General features: G+C 56.9%; 17 protein-coding genes and 1 pseudogene. 9 read left to right on the forward strand and 9 right to left on the reverse strand.

Annotated elements, in window-relative coordinates; translation table 11 throughout:
- Positions 1 to 27 precede the first annotated feature (27 nt).
- The 3 genes from ISN75_RS22765 to ISN75_RS22775 all read right to left on the reverse strand — a co-directional run bounded on the left by ISN75_RS22765 (position 28) and on the right by ISN75_RS22775 (position 2,385).
- The gene (locus tag ISN75_RS22765; protein ID WP_167252800.1) at positions 28 to 294 is read right to left on the reverse strand and encodes a hypothetical protein; all 267 of its coding nucleotides are present in this window, start codon (positions 292 to 294) and stop codon (positions 28 to 30) included.
- A 179-nt stretch (positions 295 to 473) separates the two neighbouring features.
- The gene (locus ISN75_RS22770) at positions 474 to 1,307 is read right to left on the reverse strand and encodes an SAM-dependent methyltransferase (protein WP_168648887.1); all 834 of its coding nucleotides are present in this window, start codon (positions 1,305 to 1,307) and stop codon (positions 474 to 476) included.
- 157 nt (positions 1,308 to 1,464) lie between these two features.
- Positions 1,465 to 2,385 (reverse strand): AraC family transcriptional regulator, encoded by a 921-nt coding sequence (locus ISN75_RS22775; protein ID WP_208399622.1) that lies wholly within the window; start codon positions 2,383 to 2,385, stop codon positions 1,465 to 1,467.
- Between the two features lie 103 nt (positions 2,386 to 2,488).
- On the opposite strand from ISN75_RS22775, the gene ISN75_RS22780 reads away from it, so the two are divergent.
- The 5 genes from ISN75_RS22780 (at position 2,489) to ISN75_RS22800 (ending at position 6,135) form a co-directional block, all read left to right on the forward strand.
- Positions 2,489 to 3,517: an aldehyde reductase gene (locus ISN75_RS22780; protein ID WP_343820367.1), complete on the forward strand. Its 1,029-nt coding sequence runs from the start codon at positions 2,489 to 2,491 to the stop codon at positions 3,515 to 3,517.
- Between the two features lie 89 nt (positions 3,518 to 3,606).
- The gene (locus tag ISN75_RS22785) at positions 3,607 to 3,990 is read left to right on the forward strand and encodes a type II toxin-antitoxin system RelE/ParE family toxin (protein ID WP_343820365.1); all 384 of its coding nucleotides are present in this window, start codon (positions 3,607 to 3,609) and stop codon (positions 3,988 to 3,990) included.
- A gap of 62 nt (positions 3,991 to 4,052) precedes the next feature.
- Positions 4,053 to 4,424 carry a transcriptional regulator gene (locus ISN75_RS22790; protein WP_343820363.1) on the forward strand — a complete coding sequence of 124 codons (372 nt, stop codon included), beginning with the start codon at positions 4,053 to 4,055 and terminating at the stop codon, positions 4,422 to 4,424.
- Positions 4,425 to 5,143: 719 nt separating this feature from the next.
- Positions 5,144 to 5,704 (forward strand): Panacea domain-containing protein, encoded by a 561-nt coding sequence (locus ISN75_RS22795; protein WP_343820361.1) that lies wholly within the window; start codon positions 5,144 to 5,146, stop codon positions 5,702 to 5,704.
- Between the two features lie 20 nt (positions 5,705 to 5,724).
- Positions 5,725 to 6,135: a hypothetical protein gene (locus ISN75_RS22800; RefSeq protein ID WP_343820360.1), complete on the forward strand. Its 411-nt coding sequence runs from the start codon at positions 5,725 to 5,727 to the stop codon at positions 6,133 to 6,135.
- Positions 6,136 to 6,305: 170 nt separating this feature from the next.
- Here the strand turns inward: ISN75_RS22800 and ISN75_RS22805 are convergent, their stop codons facing one another.
- From ISN75_RS22805 to ISN75_RS22825, 5 genes are read right to left on the reverse strand one after another with little or no spacing between them, the layout of a single operon-like run.
- Positions 6,306 to 7,340 carry an HNH endonuclease gene (locus ISN75_RS22805; RefSeq protein ID WP_423385109.1) on the reverse strand — a complete coding sequence of 345 codons (1,035 nt, stop codon included), beginning with the start codon at positions 7,338 to 7,340 and terminating at the stop codon, positions 6,306 to 6,308.
- Between the two features lie 41 nt (positions 7,341 to 7,381).
- Positions 7,382 to 9,190 (reverse strand): restriction system-associated AAA family ATPase, encoded by a 1,809-nt coding sequence (locus ISN75_RS22810; protein ID WP_343820357.1) that lies wholly within the window; start codon positions 9,188 to 9,190, stop codon positions 7,382 to 7,384.
- A complete protein-coding gene (locus ISN75_RS22815) occupies positions 9,187 to 10,782 on the reverse strand; it encodes a restriction endonuclease subunit S (protein WP_343820355.1) in 1,596 nt (531 codons plus the stop codon). Before ISN75_RS22815 ends, ISN75_RS22810 begins: the two co-directional genes overlap by 4 nt.
- Positions 10,779 to 12,491, reverse strand: a complete 1,713-nt coding sequence (locus ISN75_RS22820; protein ID WP_343820353.1) for a type I restriction-modification system subunit M — start codon at positions 12,489 to 12,491, stop codon at positions 10,779 to 10,781. The genes ISN75_RS22815 and ISN75_RS22820 overlap by 4 nt, the downstream gene beginning before the upstream one ends.
- 15 nt (positions 12,492 to 12,506) lie before the next feature.
- On the reverse strand, positions 12,507 to 15,305 hold the full coding sequence (locus tag ISN75_RS22825) for a DEAD/DEAH box helicase family protein (RefSeq protein WP_343820352.1): 2,799 nt from the start codon (positions 15,303 to 15,305) through the stop codon (positions 12,507 to 12,509).
- Positions 15,306 to 15,882: 577 nt separating this feature from the next.
- On the opposite strand from ISN75_RS22825, the gene ISN75_RS22830 reads away from it, so the two are divergent.
- Positions 15,883 to 16,176 (forward strand): helix-turn-helix domain-containing protein, encoded by a 294-nt coding sequence (locus ISN75_RS22830; protein ID WP_423385110.1) that lies wholly within the window; start codon positions 15,883 to 15,885, stop codon positions 16,174 to 16,176.
- Between the two features lie 175 nt (positions 16,177 to 16,351).
- A pseudogene (locus ISN75_RS22835) lies at positions 16,352 to 16,552 on the forward strand (recombinase family protein); the annotation flags it as partial.
- Positions 16,553 to 16,559: 7 nt separating this feature from the next.
- Here ISN75_RS22835 and ISN75_RS22840 read toward each other — a convergent pair.
- The gene (locus ISN75_RS22840; protein WP_343820447.1) at positions 16,560 to 18,074 is read right to left on the reverse strand and encodes a hypothetical protein; all 1,515 of its coding nucleotides are present in this window, start codon (positions 18,072 to 18,074) and stop codon (positions 16,560 to 16,562) included.
- A 1,093-nt stretch (positions 18,075 to 19,167) separates the two neighbouring features.
- Here ISN75_RS22840 and ISN75_RS22845 point away from each other — a divergent pair.
- On the forward strand, positions 19,168 to 19,485 hold the full coding sequence (locus ISN75_RS22845) for a hypothetical protein (RefSeq protein WP_343820351.1): 318 nt from the start codon (positions 19,168 to 19,170) through the stop codon (positions 19,483 to 19,485).
- A gap of 37 nt (positions 19,486 to 19,522) precedes the next feature.
- The gene (locus tag ISN75_RS22850; RefSeq protein WP_343820350.1) at positions 19,523 to 19,996 is read left to right on the forward strand and encodes a hypothetical protein; all 474 of its coding nucleotides are present in this window, start codon (positions 19,523 to 19,525) and stop codon (positions 19,994 to 19,996) included.
- Positions 19,997 to 20,022: the final 26 nt, after the last annotated feature.

Here is a 20,022-nt window from a genome sequence, read left to right on the forward strand (position 1 = left end):
GCGTCGATTCCGACGCGGGCGCCGTGCTTATTCTTCTTCTTCGGGAGACAGCGGCTTCGGCAGATCCTCGGGGAGGTCTTCCTCCTCGGTGCCCGGAGCCTGCGTGACCTGCGGCGGTTCGGATTTCTGCGCGCCGAGTTCGACGATCAGCGGCGCGCTGTCGCCGGTGCTGGCGGCCGTCTTCAGCGCCTCGGAAGCCTGCGCTTCCAGCTGTTTCGCCAGTTCGTCGCCCGGCAGGTGGCGCAACGACGCATCGCTGCCAATGGCCTCGAGCAAATCGATGGTGTCCATCATGGTTCTCCCCTCAGTCCCCTGTTTACGTTCGTTATGGTGCGGCTGCTTGGTGTCGCACGCCGGCGCGATGGATGCACCGGTCGGTTTCCTGGCCGTTCGCCGCGCCCCGAAGCGCGGCGTACCGCCGGATCACGCGGGGCGATGTGCCCCCAAAAGCATAAGCGCGCGCCGTGCCGGCATCATGCCAGCGCGCTCTCCTTGTCCAAGGCTTCCAGTCGTTCCCGCATGGCCAGGTTGAGTTGCAAGGCCCGTGCCGGCGGCAGCACCACCGTCTCCTCGGAGGTGACGGACACCTGCGGCAGCTCGCCCAGGGTCACGCGGCGGATGCGCGGCTTCTCGATCGGCAGCGTCGCGCCGCGATAGATGATGACTTCGTGGTCGAGCGGGTAGTCGCGGTGGAGCAGTTCCACCAGCAGCTCGCGGTACTTCGGGCCGGTGGCGAAGCGGCCGAGCGAGCGGTCGCCGACCAGGCCCACCTGCCACAGCACCAGATAACCGGCGTTGTCGATGCGGCGCTCGTAGAACAGCAGCTGGCTGGCTTCGAAATGCTGGCAGCCGTAGCGGCCGGGGTCGATGCCTAAGTCCGCGTAGAGGCAATCCTCGGCGGAAATGCCCGGCTCCATATGCGCCTGGAAGCCTTCCGCGCGCGCCGTTTCGATCACCTTGTGCGGCGACCACGCGAAGATGCCCGGATGCCCGTAGAACACGCCGCATACCCGCTTGCCGGCGCGCACCTCGGTCATCATCAGCTCGACCCATTCGCGATAGGTCTTCATGCGCGACTTGCCTTCGCGGTAGTACGGCTGAAGGCTGCGCACGTCCGAGTGCATGCGCTGCAGCCACAGCTCCACCACGCCGTCGGAAAGCCCGGCGAACACCACGTCGGCCTGCTGGATATGGCTGCGCGCGAGCGGCGTGAGGTGCGACCCGAGGGTCATCCCCAGGCCGACGCAGGCGAGGCTGCCGCGGCGCGGTTCGGGTTCGTTGGCGAGTGGTGAAGGCGAGGTCGGCATCGCGTGATAGTAGGGCAGTTTTGTGAGCGCACGCACATCTTCATTTGTGAAAAATGAGGCCTGGCTGTCGGCACGCTGTCGCTCCGTTGGCACAGAAGATGCCGAGCAGCGCTGTCATACAGGACGGCGCGATCACGACAGCGCTGCCTATGCCGGCTCAGCCGACGGTTCGCGCTGCACTGCGGTATGCCTTGGGCGATTGCCCGGTCATGCGTTTGAAGGCGCTGCTGAAAGCGCTTTCGGAGGTATAGCCCAGCGCCCGGGCGATGCCCGCTACCGGCGTGCTGTGCTCGCGCAGGCTGCGCTCGGCCAGGCGCATCCGCCATTCGGCCAGATAGGCCAGCGGGGTGATGCCGGCCACCGTGCGGAAATGCAGCGCGAAGCTGGTGCGCGACATGGCGCAGGCCGCGGCCAGCTCGTCCAGGTGCCAGTCGCGCGCGGGTTCGCCGTGCATCAGGCGCACGGCCGGGGCGATGCGTGGATCGCCCAGCGCACGCAGCCAGCCTGCCGGCATGGGGCGCGATGTCTTCAGATGCGCCCGCAATATCTGGATGAAGAGCAACTGCGCCAGATGCTTCGACACCAGCTGCGTGCCCGGCTGGTCGAGCGCGCGTTCTTCCATCAGCTGGTCGAGCAGCCAGCGGAAGTTGCTGGCATGCGGCGACGATGCCGGCACGTGGATCCAAGGCGGCAGCACGTCCGCCAGCAGCTTGCCGCTGGCCGGGTCGAGCAGCACATGGCCGCCGATATGCGCGAAGTCGCGGCCGTCGCCCAACTGCGCGGTGCCGTTGGTGCCGGCAAACACGGCCATCGCATCGATGGGCTCCACGCCGGGTTCGCTGGCCAGCACGAAGGAGCGCGGCGCCGCAATCAGCCCGACGTCGCCCGTGTCGAAGCGCAGCGGCGCCGGCTCGCCGTCGATCAGCACCCAGCCATGGCCGCGCACCACGGCGAAGAACTTGATCTTCTCCGGCGCCGGAAAGCGGATGGCCCAGGCGCCGCCGGCGGTGAAGCCGCCGGTCAGCAGCGATTCGGCGCTGGTGAACTTGAGGATCTCGGAGAAGGGGTCGGTGCTCATGTCCGTACTGTCGCGACAGAAACTCGCACTTTCAAGCATTCAAAGTGCGGCGGGGCGCGCCTAGGCTTATCCGCCCAGGCAACGCCATTCCCCAGGATTCGAGATGAACAACGAAACGGTATTGGTCACCGGCGGCACCGGCTTCATCGCGCAGCACTGCATGCTCGCCCTGCTGCGCCAGGGCTACCGGGTGCGCACCACGGTGCGCTCGCTGGCACGCGAGGCGGAGGTGCGGGCGCAGCTCAAGGTGGGCGGCGCCGAGCCGGGCGAGCGGCTGTCGTTCGTGCGCGCCGACCTGGTCGACGACGCGGGCTGGGCCGCCGCCGCGGCCGGCTGCCGCTACGTGCTGCACGGCGCCTCGCCCACGCCCTCGGGCGAGCAGCGCCATGAAGACGACTGGGTGCGGCCCGCCGTCGACGGCAACCTGCGCGTGCTGCGCGCCGCAAGGGACGCCGGAGTGAAGCGCGTGGTGCTGACCTCGGCCTTCGGCGCGATCTGCGCGGGACACAAAGATATGAAGCGGCCGTTCGACGAATCGGATTGGAGCGACCTGTCGGGCGAGGTGTGGCTTTACCAGAAGTCGAAGACGCTGGCCGAGCGCGCCGCCTGGGACTTCATCGCCAAGGAAGGGCGCGGGCTGGAACTGTCCGCGGTGAATCCGGTGGGCGTGCTCGGCCCGGTGCTCGGCGCCGATTACTCGCACTCGATCCGCCTGATCAAGAACCTGCTCGACGGCCAGTTCGCCACGGCGAAGATCAACTGCGGCTTCGTCGACGCCCGCGACGTCGCCGACCTGCACCTGCTCGCCATGGCCCACCCCGCCGCCAGGGGCGAGCGCTTCCTCGCCACCGGCGGCGAGAGCATGTGGATGGTCGACGTGGCCAAGGTGCTGCGCCGGCGCATGGGCGCCGCCGCCGGCAAGGTCTCCACCCGGGTGCTGCCGAACTGGGTCATCCGCCTGGGCGCCCTGCGCGACCCGATCATGCGCGGCATCGTTCCCTTGCTGGGCGTGACCATGAACGCCACCAGCCAGAAGGCCATCCGCCTGCTCCAGTGGGCGCCGCGCAGCCAGGAGGAGGCGATTGTGGCGACGGCGGAGAGCCTGGTGCGGTTGGGGTTGGTGGGGCAGTAGAAGCCCCTCGCACCCGGAAAGTGGATCGATCGCGCCTCGATTGATGGTAACCTATTAGTTACCATGCTGGCATAGAATAGAGGTGCCTCATGGCGGCGGTCAGGGACTACATCGACCAGAGCGGTCACAACCATTACCGGACATTCTTCAATGCCCTCGGCGCTGTTGCCGCCGCAAAAGTGGCGGCCATCAGCGCCCGCCTGGCCACTGGCAATACGTCAGGCCTCAAGAGCCTGGGTGCTGGCCTGGCCGAATGGCGTCTCGATTGGGGCCCGGGCCTGCGTATCTATGTGCATCAGGACGGTGACGAGTTGATTCTCTTGCTTGGTGGCAGTGACAAAGGCGACCAGCAGCAAGCCATTGCCCAGGCGCGCAAGTTGGTAGCCGAATACAAGATGCGCAAGAAAAACGCCGGCGCCAAAGTGCCGGTTGCAGCAAAAGCGAGAACGGGTGATGCCCCGAGGAAGCACTGAATGATCGAGCCACCTCACGATGAAACACTTACCAGGATCCACAGCCAGCGAGGCGTAATGCCATGGCACTGACCGTCGACTACCGCGAGACCATCGCGAACCGCATCCAAAACGACCCGGCATTTGCGCGCGCGCTGCTGGACGAGGCCACCTCCATGCTGCTCAACGGCGAGACGGAAGCGGCCCGCCTTCTGATGCGCGACCTGACGCACGGCCTGATGGGCTTCGAGGGCCTTTCCAAAGCCACCGGCACACCATCCAAGAGCCTGCATCGCATGCTTTCCAAAGCCGGCAACCCCGGCATGGATGCGTTGGGCGCGATCTTTCGCCAGCTCACCCGCGCGGTGCTCGATGCCCCGGCAGCAGTGGCACACGTGCAGCCCGCTATTACCAAGCCCATAGTTTGTGCAGGTTGTACAAACTTTGGTGTTTAACCCCACAACAAACTATGCCGTTCGAATTTTTGCCGAAAAATTCGATAAAACAATGAATTGAAGATCCTTCATCGGGACCTCAGGACTGTCAGGTGGCAACAGAGCCTCGCGCGAGCGATATTTCCCTTTGGTTTAAGGGTCCATTCGCCGTCGGCGGGCCACTCGGCGGTCCTCTATGGGTGACTTTGCCTTGTCTGCGGGCAGCAGGTACCAAAAGCAATGAAAACACCATCCAAGAACCTCTCAACGACACGACGTTCGCCCCAAGCCGCCCAGCAAATCGAAGGACACAAGCTCCACAGCGAACTTTTATAGTGGCGTCCGCCCGCGGGGCAATTTATTCCCTCAACAGTTGCAGGGTGTAGCTTGACTGATTCCACGCATGGCCTTTGCCAGGGATGGATTCACGGCCGAACCGGCTACCGTTCTTGACGGCCGATGGCGTCGCATTGCGAAACAGATTTGTGAGGGCGCCCGCCTTTCTGGTGGCGTAACTGGCTGATTTCATGAGGCAATGACCTTCCCTCCTGAGAATCGTGAACAGTGAATCACCCCTAAAAGTTTAAGCGGTAAACCTGATATCATAGTGTTGTCAAGGCTTGACGTAGCCCCGTGCCGTCTCGACGCCTGACAGAAAGCAGCAACTTGCCTTGTTCTTCGGTTGGCAAGGTTGCTTGGTGAGTTGCAGTGCAGGAGTGCGCGGCTCAGGAGGTTGTCACATGGCTATCGAACTGGCTCCTAAGACATTTGAACCAGAGAAGGCGATTGCCGCTATTGCTTATCTGGCCGACCGAGCGAAAACCACGCTCTATCCGGTTATGAAGATGATGTATCTGGCCGACCGCATGCATTTGGAGCGGTACGGCAGGTTTATTGCGGGCGATGCATATGTTGCTATGCCGGAGGGGCCGGTACCCAAGGGCTCGTACAACTTAGTGAAAGCTGCCCGTGGCGAACAGTTAGCCGTTCCTGGACGTGAGCAAGCGATGGAGGTATTTGCCTGCGGCGCTGATCATGCGTTACGGGTGCGGATGGCCGTTGACTATGACGAGCTGAGTCGATCTGACATTGAATGTTTGGACTGGGCGCTCGACCACATGAAGCGCAACGGCAAGGACGTGGTTGTCAAGGATGCACATGATGCCGCTTGGGAAAAAGTACGTGGCATGCATCCAGGGAAGGCTCCGGCAATGAGCATAGCTGCAATTGCGGCGACGTTCGCCAATCCTAAGCCGCTGTTGGCGCACTTAAGTGATCCTAATCCAGGCACCGCAAATTAAAGCGAGAAGGCGTGTACTGAATGGAATTGAAGCCAGGGCAGGTCTTCAAGCTTTATTGTGCGACATGCGTGAAGCAAAAAAACAAGTTTTTTGTCGCTGCGCTTATAGAGCCCGTTCTTAGGTGCTTCTTGATCAATTCAAAGATGACAGAGTTGCAGATCGCGAAAGATGATCTGGCTTTCGAGTGCATCGAGTTGTCGAAGGACAAACATCCGTTCTTGGACCACGACTCTTATCTTGGATGCAATCAGCTTTTCGTTGAATACACGGCAAAGGCGCTCTGTCAGATAGTCCATGGCAGCCCTGGTAGATTTGTCGGCTGCCTTGATAGAGGTGTGATGGACGAGGCGCTCAGTAGATTTCCGAAAAACATAAGCCTTCCTCAAAAGAGAATTCGCGAGCTAATAGAAGCCTGGAAAAGCCCCGCTTAGCACGGGGCTTTTTTATGCGGAAACGTCCATGCAAAGATGAAGTATGTCGCCCTTTTAGCAAGTAACTTTTGCTCTGGTCGCGAAACACCGGATATCAACTTGGAGATCATCGCACAACCACGCAGAGGCAAGGCTTGAGCTCAGATCGTCAACGACGATTGAACAGGGACTCAAAGAATGCCAACTTTGTGGCAGCCCTGTAGATACGCGCTCTTGAGGAAATTGCACTCGGCAAAGGGCCTTTTCTCGGTTTGACGAGCGAGTACTGCCAAGAGCTCCGCGGTAGTCTTTCCGTCGCTCGACCACTCCTCAAGTGCCTGCATAACCCAATATTTGCCGTCGTTCTCCCCGAGGAGCTTCGCTCTGTAGCGCTCCTCAATTCCATATACATCGCACCACGTGGCAAGCTCTTCCGCCAAATCGGCAGGGCCAAAGTCAAAGCTGATGTCGTCAGGGACGAGTGTGTCGACGTCCTTCTTCGCGACGCTTACCGAAATCTCGATATCTTGCGCGTTCGCTCGGTAAGGATAGAAGATCTTCCTACGCCGCACCGCACCTGCCGGATCTTTCAACGGATGTGCCGGATCTTTACTGGTCTTGTAGCTGCTGTTGCACTGGTGGCAGGCAGGGACAAGATTTTTGAAGTTGATCGAATTGAAGGGGTATAGAGCCTTGGGGAGATAGTGATCGTAGGCCTCTCGCTTGGTGTGATACGGACCAAGCATGTCACTGATGCCGCAGAACGGGCACTTGCCTCTATTGTTGACCTTGACGAACGATTTGTAGTGATCGTCGATGTCGCCGATCTTTTCTTTCAATGCGGCCAAATCGAGCAAGGACTGTGAGTAAAGACCCTTAAAGAACGCTGCGAGCTGATCGCAAAGGACCTTTTTGGCAGCAGGCAGATCCGCATAGCGAACAATATGAGCGGTCGAATTGTTGGCACAGACTAATTGAATGTTGTTATTGGCTTGGTGCCAGCGTTTGAACTGAGCGATTTCACAACGGGTCAATTGCGCAAAGCTTTTATAAATAGCTTGGACAAGAGTTGAAAAGTGATCCCCGGCTTTGGTGTGGTCATAGGCGAAGGCCGTCATCACCTCCTTAAGTGCCGGATTGGCATCAAACAGTCTCAAGTCATAAGGACCGGCCTTCGGCGCACGACACCAGACTTGATAAAAGATGAAATTGACAAAGCGCTGCATCCTTTCCATCTTGTGCGACACGTAGGTGTACGGAAAGATCATCAGACCTGAACCCCCGTCGCTTCGCCTTCGGCTTTGTCCAAGATCGCCTTGATCAGCAGAATTTTCTCGACGGAGTCACCGAGCTCCCGGTTGAGTTCGTCGATCAGTAAGGAAGGATCTTCATTGCCAGCATTAAAACGGGCGCGCACCTGGTCCAGAACTTCCTTCGCATAGGCGCCGATTGTTTCGCGTTTGCCAAACGTGTTCATGGTTATCTTGTTGATCGACGCGCCCAGGGTGTTGTATCCAGGTGAGCACACACTTACGGTGCCCCCGGCCTCGTCCTTCTTGAAGATCAGTACCTTGTCTGGCTTACTGTCTGAGATCAGGAACGGCGCATGGGTAGTGATCAGCATTTCCTGACCGATATTCTCGTGGGGCTCGTGATAGAGACAATTTCGCAACTGGCTAATGAAGTTGGAGCGCCAGTCAGGGTTGAAATGTGTCTCTGGTTCATCGAGCAAGAACAGCGCGTTGGTGTGACGAAACAGTAGACATAGTCCAAGGCTATGTAGCAGCTGGTGTTCTCCGTCTGATAGCTCCTTGAGAAGCATGGGTCGTTCCACGCCGCGCTTAGTAAAGTAGAAATTCTTGAAGCGCATGATGCGCTGATCCGAGGCCAGCGTCGGCACCGTTTCCGTCACGTAGTGGCTCTTAGACTTGTAAAGATCGTCCTTGAGCGCGTCGCTTACCGCGTACAGGTTTAAGGTCAGCAAAACCTGAAAGGCATGGAACAGCGCCAAAGGTGACTGATAGAACGCGTAATCGAAGTTCTCGCGGAATGCCTCGCGGGTTGCTTCATTCACCCAATAGTCGAGTATCAGCGTGTCGGTGGTTTGGTCCAGATAGCTCAGTGTCGCGCAACGCTTGAGAGCACTCACAACTAGCGATGACCTTTCATCCCCCTCCAGCAGCTGCATTAGATTCACGCGATACCTAGTACCGCCAGTCTCGTCAGACTCCAAGCGAATGGCTGGGTTGCTTCGGACGATCTCGTCCAACGATTGGGTCTCGCTCTCGTCTTTACTAGCGAAGGCAGCGAGTTGTTCCGGTTGAAGGGGAATACTGCGCTGGAGGACGATGCGAAACTGCTGAAGTGTCTCGATACCTACATCTTGGCGAAACGGTTCATCCTCGAATAGGAGACTGCAAAGCAGGATTGCTTGGCTGAAGCCATTGTCGAGATATGCCAGACGCGAGTCAGGACGACCGGGGTATGGCATCTGGTCCTTCAAGCAGCGCCAGTATTCATCAAACTGTACGAAGCGCATCTTGAAGAATGGCAGACTTAGAATCTCGTTTTCGCCAGACGAGTATCCCAGTACGTAAGTCGGCAGCAAGAAGTCGCGCTCATATTCGCCGCAAAGACCATCAACAGCTAGGTTCCCGCTAAAAGAGGCAAAGTTCTCGGGATTGAGCCAAAACATCCGCGGGGTTTTTCCTGGCTCCTTTATTACGCGTACGTGGGCATAGCGCTCGCCGTAAGGCAACGTATCCCGCGGAAGCCTCATCAGGTATTCCAGCTCATAAGCCGCCGGTGCGCCATCTTGGTCCTCGGTCGACAGCGCCTCAGGCAAGAAGCTCCGGCTCACGCGCTGCACTTCCAGTTGAAAAAAAATTGCCGCCAAAGCCTCAAGCAAGTTCGACTTGCCGCTGCCATTAGGGCCCGCGCAAACAAAGGGAGCGAAACCTTCCGCTTCGATCGCCTCATCCTGTAGCGTCCATTCCGTACGGAAGACATGCTCAAAACCAGGTGGGAGGCTACGGAAGCCTTCCGCATCAGTGATCTTGAGGCGCAACAGCTTCAAAGCTCGGCTCCCTGCCGGATCTCGATGAGGTTACCGAAAACTGGCTTCCCACTTTCTTCCTGCCCGGTGATGTCACGAGATTGCCTGAGACGACCATCGGCCAGCGCATCAAACACCCAGCTCTTGATATGTTCGTAAGCTTCTTGGCCCAGCTCGAGGTCCTTGTCTGGGAACATCTCAGCCGCTTTGTCTTGTACAGCATTCACGAAGTCTTCTATTGAAAAGGTCGCAGTATCCAGCTGACCGCAATAGAACTCTAACCATTCATGCAGCAACTGCTTGAGACTACTGCGACTTTCCAATGCTGCCAGCAACAAATCTGTATCAGGAAGATCGATTACCGAAGCGGCAGTCGGCTCTGGCACAGAAACGGTCGTCACTGCGTTTTCTCCTTCGATGGGCATGGCAAGCAGAGGTATGCGGGATAGGTCAAGCTCGCCTTTGAACGCCTGTTGGCTCAAGGCACCATAAAGTGCCTGCAAGTCGGTGAAGCTTTGCCGGTATTTGAGCTTGAGTCCTTCGACTTTTTCGACGATCGTTGCGAAGAGGTCTTGCAACTCGATGGGAGGCTTAATCATCGTGATCTGCTCAAAGTCACCCTTCGTCAGGATCTTTTTCATACCCTTTGTTGCGTAGCTTTGGATGTATGGTCGCGATAACTTGAACAGGCCATATAGGTAGAGTGGATTGACATCGTCTGCGGGCTGTATGGCGTTGATCTGCTGGTTAAAGGACACCGCTCTGTCGGCCAACGCTGCACGGCCGATGGACTCCACACTACCCGCGATGCAGGCAACCAACAACGCGCCACTTGAAACAGTTCGCGCGCGCCTTGACCCTGTCTCGGACAGATGCTCGACTGATGCCGTGACGAACATAGCATCGCTGTTGATGTTGTCCGTCTTGATCCACTCGATGAAATTTTCGTTGTAATTCGCTGAATCATTTCTGGGGGGCGTATTGCCCGTTGACACTTTCCCGAACCTCTTTAGCTCTGGCTTATCCCATCCGCGCTCATTTCGCACCGGATCCCCAAACATCTCCAGAAATATGCTCTTGATTAAGTCATCGAGTTGTTGAAGATGTTGTGTCCGTTCAGAGATTAGTCGCTCCAATTTGCCGAGTAGAAGATCAATACGGATTTGGTCGTCGATGACGGGAAAAGGAATCTCTAGTTCAAGAAAATCTCCTTTCGTCAAACTTCGTCTGCGCGCCACGGCGCCCTGCATACGCCTAGCGTAAAGGCGTCTTGCTTCCGAGGAGCGCAGATAGCGTTCAAGGTACGGGATGTGGCACTGAACCCCGGACTTCAACTTCCATATGGCGTATGCCGGACTGACTATTCCCGCAGGGTATTTCGTCTGAAAGCCCAGGACACCCTCATCGATTGGGAAACCAACCACCAGCTCATTCTTGTAAGCGACTCTGTAACTCGATGTGTCTGCACTAGCAACTCGCTTCTTAAACTTGTCCGATTGATCAACCAATCCCTGTTTCATCGTGATCGAAAGCACAGGAAGATCTTTATCGCCTGCACGGTGTTGGCCGGACTGTTCCAGTATTTCGCTAAGGGGCTTGGAAAACCAGTTCATCCAACCAGCCCCTTCAGATGCAGCAATTCGCGCACGATGCCGCCGGGCACCTTAGCTAGATCCGCCTCGCCCAGATCACCTACCTCAGCCAGAATCAGCCGATCCAGAATGACGCTGGGGGCGTCGTAGCTCACCTCTTCGAACACGTCCGTTTTGTAGCGGGACGGCGACAGATCGTAGCCCTCTGCCTCTAGCTCAGCACGTGGCACCATGAAGTGCTGTGCTTGGCGATCTGTGTCGGTGGCAGCATTGCGATCGTGGTACTTGGTAATAATGTCTTGCAGATCACCGAATGGATTCGCCTGATCTTTCTTCCTCTTATCGTCCAAGCTATAGCCGTCAGCGGCCATCTCGTAGAACCACACCTGCTCTGTGGCAGGCTGAGCCACCTTGTCCTTCGGGCCCCAAACTTTGGTGAATAGAAGGATGGCAGTGCTAACACCCGCGTAGGGCTTGAACACACCACTGGGCAGAGTAATGACGGCCTTGAGGTCACAGCGTTCGACCAATCGCTGCCGCAGAATCTTGAATGCACCTCCGGATCCAAACAGCACTCCCTGCGGCACGATCACGCAGCCGGTACCACCCTTCTTCAACAATCGATAAATATTCTCGACAAAGAGCAACTCGGTCTTGGTGGTGCCGCTGAGACTCAAATTTTCGTTGAGATCCCCCTTGTCAATACTGCCTGTAAACGGCGGATTGGCCATGACGACGTCGTACTCGGCCTCTTCCAAGTAGCTCTTGCTGAGAGTGTCTTTGTAGTCGATGTGCGGCTCGTCGATGCCGTGCATCATCAGGTTCATCAGCCCCAGGCGCACCATGGTGGCGTCGATGTCATAGCCCCATAGCGAGCTGGCCAGAATGGCTTGCGCTTTATCGGTGAGCGCAGCAGCTACCGAGGTGCGTACAAAACCGTCTTCATCCGCCATGAGGTTCGTGCTACCGGCCTTGATGGCCAGCTGAGTGACGATATATTGGTAGGCGCCAAGCAGAAAGCCACCCGAACCGCAGGCTGGGTCGGCAATCCTGTGTCCCAGCTGCGGCCGCACCAAGTCGGCCATCAATTTGATGATGTGGCGCGGGGTGCGGAATTGACCGTTCTTACCGGCAGTGGCGATTTCGGATAACAGCATTTCATAGACATCGCCCTGGATGTCCTGGAAGGCCTGACCGTGATCTTGGGAATCCTTCTCCATGATCTCGAAGATTTCATCGATGGTCTTCACCGCCTCCACCAACAAAGCCGGCTTTGGGATGATGAAGACGGCGTTCTTCATGTGGTGGGTGAAGTTGGACTCGGCGCCGTTCAGGTCTTTGAGGAAGGGGAACACCTTGCTCTGAACGTGCTGCAGCATCTCCTCGGCTTGCATGCGCTCGAACTCGCCCCAGCGCAGGGTGCGCTTTTCAACGCCATACTTGCTCGCATCCTGAGCCCTGATGTCGATGAGCTCCAGCTTGGTTTCATTGCCGGTGAGCTTGGTTCGATACTCGGGCGGAACCCAGACGCCCTCAAACTTGGAAGTGTATTTCTCACCTGTGAATTCCGCATCGGACTGACGTTTCAGATCAAGTTCGTCGAGCCGCTTCATGAACAGCAAGTAGGTTATCTGTTCGATGGCGGTGAGCGGGTTACTGATGCCACCGCTCCAGAATTTATTCCAGAGCTGGCCGATCTTGCCTCTGAGTTCGGGGTTGTTTTGCAGCATGGGCTTGCCTGTCTGTTATGCGGCCAAATGTTCAGTGAGCTGCAGGATCTCGTTGATTTCGGCCGGGCCGAATACGCCACGAATGCCCTGCGGATGAATGACCGTGAAAGGGGTGTTGATCAGGTCCTTCTTCTCGACTCGCTCGCGCTCAATGATGAAGTTCTTCAACAAGTTAAGGAATTCCATTTGCCGGCTCGACAAGGTAGTGTGTGCGCGGATGAATTGGTCAAACGCTGCATTCACCTCGTCAGGGAAGCTCTTCAGCACTTCAATGCCGAGAATGTGGCGAATGAACTGGATGAAGTTGGCCTTCCGATTCTTGTAGACCTGACGCAGCAAGGTTTCGGTAATGTACGGATGCTCTTCGTGGAGCAATTCAGCCAGTTGGGCAGCTTCGTCTGAGGTGACTGGCTCGCCGTTCTTGATTTTGTGCAGTACAGGATTGTGTTCGGTCAGCTCGGCAATCAGCGCTTCGACCATCTCGCGGTAGCGATTTATGCTGACGGACTCGTGCTGCGGCCCAAATTCCACCCACTCCTTTTTGTGCAGCTCGTCGGCAAGATCGAGATGAGTTTGCTCCTGACCCGAGTTCTGCTCGCGGAACTTCATCAGTGGGCCCAGCTCGGCGACAAGTTGGTCGCAGCTGTCTTCGTTGGCCATTGCCCAAAAATAAGCGGACTGCGCAGCCCGGATCAACGCTTCGTGCTGCTTGACGAAATTTACTGAGAGCGGCAGCGCGCCGATTTGTTCGATGATGCCTTCCTTGAGCGTATCGGCCTGTTCCTGGTCGTCATTCAATGCGGCCAGAGTGTATTCGAGTACATCACGTTCAAAGCGCATCGCCTTGAAATCGGCTTCCGACACGGTGCGAAAGAGAGGTTTGATTTCGGCGCGTAGGAACTCGATCTTCTCGTGGGTCAGCCTGATCCAGAAGTTCTCTTCGTCCAGTATTGCCAGCGAAGCGGCGGCCTCCTTGATGACTACCGAGCTTTGCGGCAGATCGGCGATCTGGCGGCGCAGCTTGTTTACTTCGCGCGCTGCGATATCAGCGAGACTGCTGTCATTAGCCTTTTCGATCTTGTCCAGGCGCAAACTCACCAAACGTATCGGCAAAGGCAGTTGTGGCTTGATCTCTTTGCCTTTGGGTTGCAGCTTGAAGTATTCGAAGTTGTCCCAGCAATCGATGATCAGGAAGACGTCCTTCCCGAGGCACCATGGTTTGGGCTTGCTGGTTTCCAGCAAGCGCGTGCCGCGCCCGATCATCTGCCAGAACTTAGTGTAGGAATACACCGGCTTGGCGAAGACTAAGTTGACCAGCTCACGCACGTCGATGCCCGTATCGAGCATGTCCACGCTGATTGCCACACGAGGCATGTCGTTGTTGGTGAACTGGTCCAACAGCCCACCTTTGCCATAGACACGCGGGTCATCAGACACCAGCACTTTGGCCAAGTCACCCTTGTATTGCGGGTAGAGCTTGTCAAAGATCTCCTCGATACGCCGGGCATGCGCCTTGGTCGCACAGAAGAAGATGGTCTTGCCAGGCAGCACGCCATTGGAATCCTTGATGGATTCCTCCATGAATTCCTTGACGATGAGGGTGTTGGTGCCCTTATTGATGACCTGCTTTTCGAGCTGACTGCCTTCGAAGTTAATTTCTTCAATCTCCTTACCCTGAAGAATCAGCTTTCGCTGATCCTCAAGAGAGATGGTACGTTTGCTGATGCCTTCCATCTGAAACTTGGTCTGGATCTTCATGACCTGGAAGTTGCAGAGGTAGGGTGGCACGTGGTTCACGGCCTCCTCGAAAGTGTAGGCAAACGTTGGCAAACCGTCTTCGCAGTGGAACAGCTGGAAAGTGTTGTGGTCGATGATGTCGGTCGGCGTCGCCGTCAAACCGAGAGTAAGGGTTCTGAAATAGCCAAGGACTTCGCCGTAGGTGTTATAGATCGATCGGTGGCTTTCATCGACCACGATGAAGTCGAAGAAGTGCGGTGACAGATTTTGCGCTTCATCCCGGATGATGTTGAGCATTGTGGGATAGGTGGCGACGTAGATTCGGCGATCCTTGGCCAACACCTTCTCGCCGGTTGTGGGCCAACGCGGCTCGTTGGGCAGGTGCTCCTTGAACGCCCCGAGAGCCTGTTCGCGCAAGGCAATGCGATCCACCAGAAACAGCACTTTCTCCGCATGACCTGCGCGCATCAGTGCGTCGACCAAGGCAATGCAGGTACGGGTCTTGCCAGTGCCTGTGGCCATAACCAGCAGGAAGGTACGCTGTTTCTGCTCGATGCCTTCAAGCACCGAGCGGATGGCCCGGATTTGGTAGTCCCGACCAGCAATGGATGTATTGATGAACTCCTGGGTTAGCGGTTTGCCATTGCGCCGGATGTAGGCAAAGCGTTCAAAGTCATCGCGTGTGGGGAAACCAACGACCTTGCGGGGAGGATAGTTCTCCAGGTCCCAGAAGTAGGTTTCGTGGCCATTGGTGTAAAAGCAGAAAGGCAGCTCGCCACCCAGTTGCTTCTGGATGTTGTAGCAGTACTGCTTGGCCTGTTCGCGACCGATCGCAGCGTCTTTGCTTGTCCGCTTAGCTTCAATAACCGCAAGCGGCTTGCCATCTTTGCCCAGCAAAACGTAATCGCTGAATTGATGGCCTTCATAGCGGGAACGAGGTTCAGCCACTCCGTCGGGCAGGCCAGTCAAGATGCCGAACTCTTCCACGACCTGGGTAGGGTCTTTGACGTTCCAGCCGGACCAAGCCAGCTTTTGGTCAATCAGTTCTGACCGTGTTAATGCTTCCGACTTGGTCATCCGTTGCCATCCCCTGTGCGACTTCCTATTCCGAGACCCTCGATCACGACCCCGGGAACTTGACAGGGCTGCGGCGTATCCCCCTCGTAATCTTATAGTTTTGAGGTCTTTATCTGAAGCGATCACGCCGCCCACGCTCGAGCGGCGCCATGAATTCACCCATCATCTTTCGCTCCGGCAGTTACCTTTGCCCAAGTAGGTCAGGTCGGCCGATCAGGCTTCTTTGGTCTTGTGGGCTCTGGATCCGAGATGCCGCTGAAGGCATCGCCGAACGCCATGCCTATAGCGTAGACGCGCCCGTCTCAGAGGTCGTTGATACCTTCGTGCCGAGCCGATAAGGCCCGGATGTTGTTTCGCGAAGGCACTGTCGCCGTTGACGATTGATCGATTCGAAGCCTTCATCCGCGAAACTTCGCACCACACGCCGAGCCAGCCGGAGTGCATCGGGTGGGGGTATTTTGGGGGGATAATTTTTCTAGACTTCCTATTTGGGAAGCGATCGGCACGACTGCCGTGCAAACTTGGGGCAACCCCGCCATCGAAGGCTGCTATCTGCGTGGAAAACCGGATCCGAGTCATGCGTGAAGCCCGAGGGATATCACTTGAGGCCCTCGCTATCGAAGCAGGCACCACAAATCAGCAGGTTAGTCTCCTGGAGACTGGAAAGCGCCGCCTTACAGTGGATTGGCTTCTGCGACTTGCCGAACCGCTGAAATGCCACCCTTGGGAATTGGTGGCGTCCGATCTCCCAGGGCCGCCTCTAGCCGACGAAGTTCGCCTGATTACTCGGTTTCAGGCGCTTTCCCATGGCCAGCGAAGCGCCCTGTTGCGGCTGATGGACGTCATGGTTGAGCCGACTGCGGATGCGTAGGCGAGGCCAGGTAGCCGAAATCACAAATGTTGGATTTTCTTGACAAACTCCAATATTTTGCCTAATCATCCCAAGCCTCAGGGCCGTGGGGATGGGTGCGGCAGTGGGCTGGAAGGCGGAAACGTCGTCACAAGGTGGTCTTGGGCTGCCCCTCAGGGCTGCCCAGTACGTGCGCATGTCCACCGACCACCAGCGCTACTCCACTGAGAATCAACAGGCCGCCATTGCGAAATACGCCTCCCAGCACGGGATGGACATCGTTCGTACCTATGCGGACGAGGGCAAGAGCGGGCTAAGTCTTGAAGGCAGGGACGCCCTCAAACGGCTTATCCACGATGTCGAGTCTGGGTCTCTGGATTTCGGGGCCGTTCTTGTTTACGACATCAGCCGGTGGGGGCGGTTTCAGGACGGGGCAAGTCCGACGCTTCGTCGATGCCGATATAGAACCACGGCTTATCTCCACAAAAATCAATCTCAACGCATGGTTCGCATCGGTTGTCGAATTGCGATGAGTCGATGTGCAGCGTATGGCCGAAGCCAATGGCTTTGCCTGATCGCTTAGTGGGATCGGAGATGGGTCGAGCGGCTTGATAGGCACGCATGCCGCCTACAGCAAGCGCTCGCTTGGTTGCGTCTTCTTGTCGTACGTATCGGTATAGCGTTTCTATGGATGGCGTGACAGCACCGTGGAGGTTGCAAACCTTCTCCAATTCAAACCACAAGTTTTTCCGGGTTCTGACCTTTCCGCGATTCCACTGCACACGGATGACCCATTCGAGGCATTGCTGTTGGGTGGCGTCCAGGCGTTCGTGGCGATTGCCACTCTTTGCGTAGTTCGTCAGACAAGCCGACAGGGGCGACCGGCCCTCCGATACGGCCTTCTTGACGTCGGAAGCGAGCTGCCTCATGCGTACGGTAGGTTTCTCGACTCCATACTCAATACGCTCAAGCCGTGCTAGCCGCTCCCGCGCAGCGTTGTAATCCGTCGTGGTCGCACGCCCGATGGCATCCTGGACAACAGGTTGGCTCGTTGCCTGAACTAGCGCTTGAAAAGCCAAGACATCCGCTTGCCTCGCCTGCTCACACGTGGAGTACAAGTAGAAGTGTTGAGGTAAGGTGACCGGTGTGCTTGTAACTGGGCCATAACAACGATGGTTTGCCAGAAGAACTAAGGCGATGCGCTCCCGAAACCCCGGGACCGCATCGGCGAGTTCTTCGAGGGAGTAAGGTCTCGTCGCCAGAAGAGCTAGCGATCGTTCGGCAATTCGTAGCTCATATGGCTCTAACGGTAATCTTTTGGCCGCGTACATCGCCTCCAGATTGCGCAGGTAATTCGCCAGTGGGTCGGGTGGCGTCCACACCCGAAAAGAGAAGCCTCTTTCGTTAGCCCACCGCTCATAAGGCCTGCATGTCCAACCGCTTTCGAGCTTCTCCCACTCGCCATGACGTTGATTGTCTGCGAGCCAGTCCTCCGTCTTACACTCAACTAGCTCGATTCTGTCTTGGTAAAAGACGAGGAAATCGAGAGTTGCGTTGGAAACGTGCTTTGTACCACCCTCATTAGTCCGCAGGATGCGTCGGCAAGGAACCTGCGCGTAATAGCCTTTCACCGCATCGTCGAGTTCGATCTCGTATGCGAACAGGCGTTCACAGGTGTGGCTCTCAAGTGTCCTGATAGCACCGCACTTGGCCGAAGCGAATTGGACCTTGACGTTCCGAAGCGCACCTTTGCCTACGTCTCGCGTGCCACTATCAGCGACCATCCATTCCAGCTGCGTAATTTGGAAAGGACTGTGTCCAGCGCAGCCATAAGTCTCATGCCGCTCACATTCGCTGAGCCCACCAAGTCGCTGTTCGTCGACTACAGGGCGTTTGATTTGTAGCGTGCTTGTTGCCATGCTTTTTCTCCTCTAGGTGCGCACTTCCCTGCCGGCGACCTATAGAGACGCCGTGAGGTCGAGCGCAGCCATCTAGGCCTCTACAAAGGCCTATTGACTTTTGATATGGGGCGCAGGAACCTAGAGGTGCTGACCAGCCAGTCATGCACCTACTAAAGCCTACGCGAGCCGCAAACTCGGTAGGCTTTTTAGTTTCCCGCTGATTGACCTACGTGGTTTTTGTCTGCCCTCCTGAAGCACTGACTGCTTCTCTGCCTAAAAAACGTTAAAGCCGCCGCCCTCGCGAGCAGCGGCTTTGTTTCATCGGCTGTGCGGCCTTGCTTGTTGCATCGATCGCCGCCCACTGCCGTTCAGGCGCCGCTGATCCAGGCGGATATACGCAATCGCTCGCTGTCCGAACCCACCGTCACTTCGCTTTGGTGGACGCGAGCCAGCTTCGGCGAAGGAGCGCCTCAAGCCTTTCATGGTAAGTGCCCGCTTTTGACCAATGCGGGCCGCTCGGCGCGTTGAACTGCATCCGAAAGCCACGCCGCCACATCAAGGCTTAGCAGAAATGTCCCGCGGCGCCCCGGCAAGGAGACACAAGGAATCGGCAGCAAGCCACGTGAAGCAGCTTTGCGTGCGGCGTCTAGGCTTGGATAAGAGAGCTTCCGCCAAACGCGAGAGAGCGGGACATAAGGTCCGAACTCGTCATACAACTCTCGACGGAATAGCTCGTACTGCTCTTGCATAGGATCACCTGATCCTTCGACAAAACAGTGGATGCTTGGAAATAGACCACTTCGTCCGGACTATTGCAAGGTGCGTTTGGACGTCTATTGGTCAACTTTTTGTCATCCAACAATTCTCACAAATCCGTATTTTTCGATGGCAGAAAGCCATGCTTCGGTATGGCCATGCACGTGCGATGAAGCGACATGAAGGGCCACTTCGTGGATCTCTTTTCGCGTTAGCGAAATGGTGTGCGATTCATCGGCGTAGAATGCTTATGGCGATTCAGAGAGCGGCAACCGTAACTATGCGTGCACCAGGTAATTCGTCGACGCATGAGGCGAAGCCGTGGTCTCCATGCGCGACATTCGGGACACTCGTCATGGCAAATGAGTTCACTTCGCCAAGATTTCTTGGAAGCGGCTGGCACATCAGTTATCTGGTCTGGCACGCGTCAGGGGAAGGCGTGCGGGTATGTGTTGCTGTGGCGGGCAGCAAGGCAGATGCGGAGAAGACCCTCAGAAGCAAGATCGAAGAGGACTTCTATCCCGCCATTAAGTCATCGCCAATTACTGAAGACAGCGACGACGAAGTCATGCGAATGCTTCAATGGATTCCTGATGCCGTCAGAGAAACTTTGAAACAGGTACCGCTCGGCATGGGCGAATACTATGCAGAGCTGTTCTACGACTTAGGCTAGTACGATCAGCGCATGGCGCATGCGCGAAGGAGATGCCGTGAACCTGTACCTAGACTGCGAGTGGGCAGATGTACTCGCGTCGGAACTGGTTTCGATCGCATTGGTCTCTGCCGACGAGAAACATAGCTTTTACGGGGAACGTGATCCGCTCCCCACTAATCCCATGCCATGGGTTCGATCTGTCGTCTATCCACTACTGGAGCGCGGCGGCGCCGCACTGGATGACAGCACCCTAACGCATCGATTGCGTGACTTTTTGGCCGGCTTCTCGCATCCGTGCATCCATTACGACTCTGGCCACGATCGGGCACTTTGCCAGTATGTGATCGCTGGTTTTGATGTACCTGAGCCGGAGGGTCCTATAACCACAGTGACTTGGGTCCGCCTGGACGGGCTGCATTCGGAGCTTGAGCGCTGGTGGCAAGCTCACCCTGAGCAACAACCTAAGCGTCATCACGCACTTGTCGATGCTATGGCCCTGCGAGGCGCAGCACGAAGGGATGCCAGATGATTGATGTTCGAATCTAAGGAGATTCG

Origin of the sequence: Dyella marensis (assembly GCF_049532885.1) — a bacterium.
GTDB lineage: Bacteria > Pseudomonadota > Gammaproteobacteria > Xanthomonadales > Rhodanobacteraceae > Dyella_D > Dyella_D marensis.

Excerpts from the sequence above, each read along its gene's own strand:
- ISN75_RS22790 (WP_343820363.1), top strand. The coding sequence starts at position 4,053 with ATGGCACTGACCGTCGACTACCGCGAGACCATCGCGAACCGCATCCAA.
- ISN75_RS22770 (WP_168648887.1), bottom strand. The coding sequence starts at position 1,307 with ATGCCGACCTCGCCTTCACCACTCGCCAACGAACCCGAACCGCGCCGC.
- ISN75_RS22765 (WP_167252800.1), bottom strand. The coding sequence starts at position 294 with ATGATGGACACCATCGATTTGCTCGAGGCCATTGGCAGCGATGCGTCG.
- ISN75_RS22815 (WP_343820355.1), bottom strand. The coding sequence starts at position 10,782 with ATGAACTGGTTTTCCAAGCCCCTTAGCGAAATACTGGAACAGTCCGGC.
- ISN75_RS22840 (WP_343820447.1), bottom strand. The coding sequence starts at position 18,074 with ATGGCAACAAGCACGCTACAAATCAAACGCCCTGTAGTCGACGAACAG.
- ISN75_RS22820 (WP_343820353.1), bottom strand. The coding sequence starts at position 12,491 with ATGCTGCAAAACAACCCCGAACTCAGAGGCAAGATCGGCCAGCTCTGG.
- ISN75_RS22775 (WP_208399622.1), bottom strand. The coding sequence starts at position 2,385 with ATGAGCACCGACCCCTTCTCCGAGATCCTCAAGTTCACCAGCGCCGAA.
- ISN75_RS22795 (WP_343820361.1), top strand. The coding sequence starts at position 5,144 with ATGGCTATCGAACTGGCTCCTAAGACATTTGAACCAGAGAAGGCGATT.
- ISN75_RS22845 (WP_343820351.1), top strand. The coding sequence starts at position 19,168 with ATGGCAAATGAGTTCACTTCGCCAAGATTTCTTGGAAGCGGCTGGCAC.
- ISN75_RS22830 (WP_423385110.1), top strand. The coding sequence starts at position 15,883 with ATGCGTGAAGCCCGAGGGATATCACTTGAGGCCCTCGCTATCGAAGCA.
- ISN75_RS22825 (WP_343820352.1), bottom strand. The coding sequence starts at position 15,305 with ATGACCAAGTCGGAAGCATTAACACGGTCAGAACTGATTGACCAAAAG.
- ISN75_RS22800 (WP_343820360.1), top strand. The coding sequence starts at position 5,725 with ATGGAATTGAAGCCAGGGCAGGTCTTCAAGCTTTATTGTGCGACATGC.
- ISN75_RS22805 (WP_423385109.1), bottom strand. The coding sequence starts at position 7,340 with ATGCAGCGCTTTGTCAATTTCATCTTTTATCAAGTCTGGTGTCGTGCG.
- ISN75_RS22785 (WP_343820365.1), top strand. The coding sequence starts at position 3,607 with ATGGCGGCGGTCAGGGACTACATCGACCAGAGCGGTCACAACCATTAC.
- ISN75_RS22780 (WP_343820367.1), top strand. The coding sequence starts at position 2,489 with ATGAACAACGAAACGGTATTGGTCACCGGCGGCACCGGCTTCATCGCG.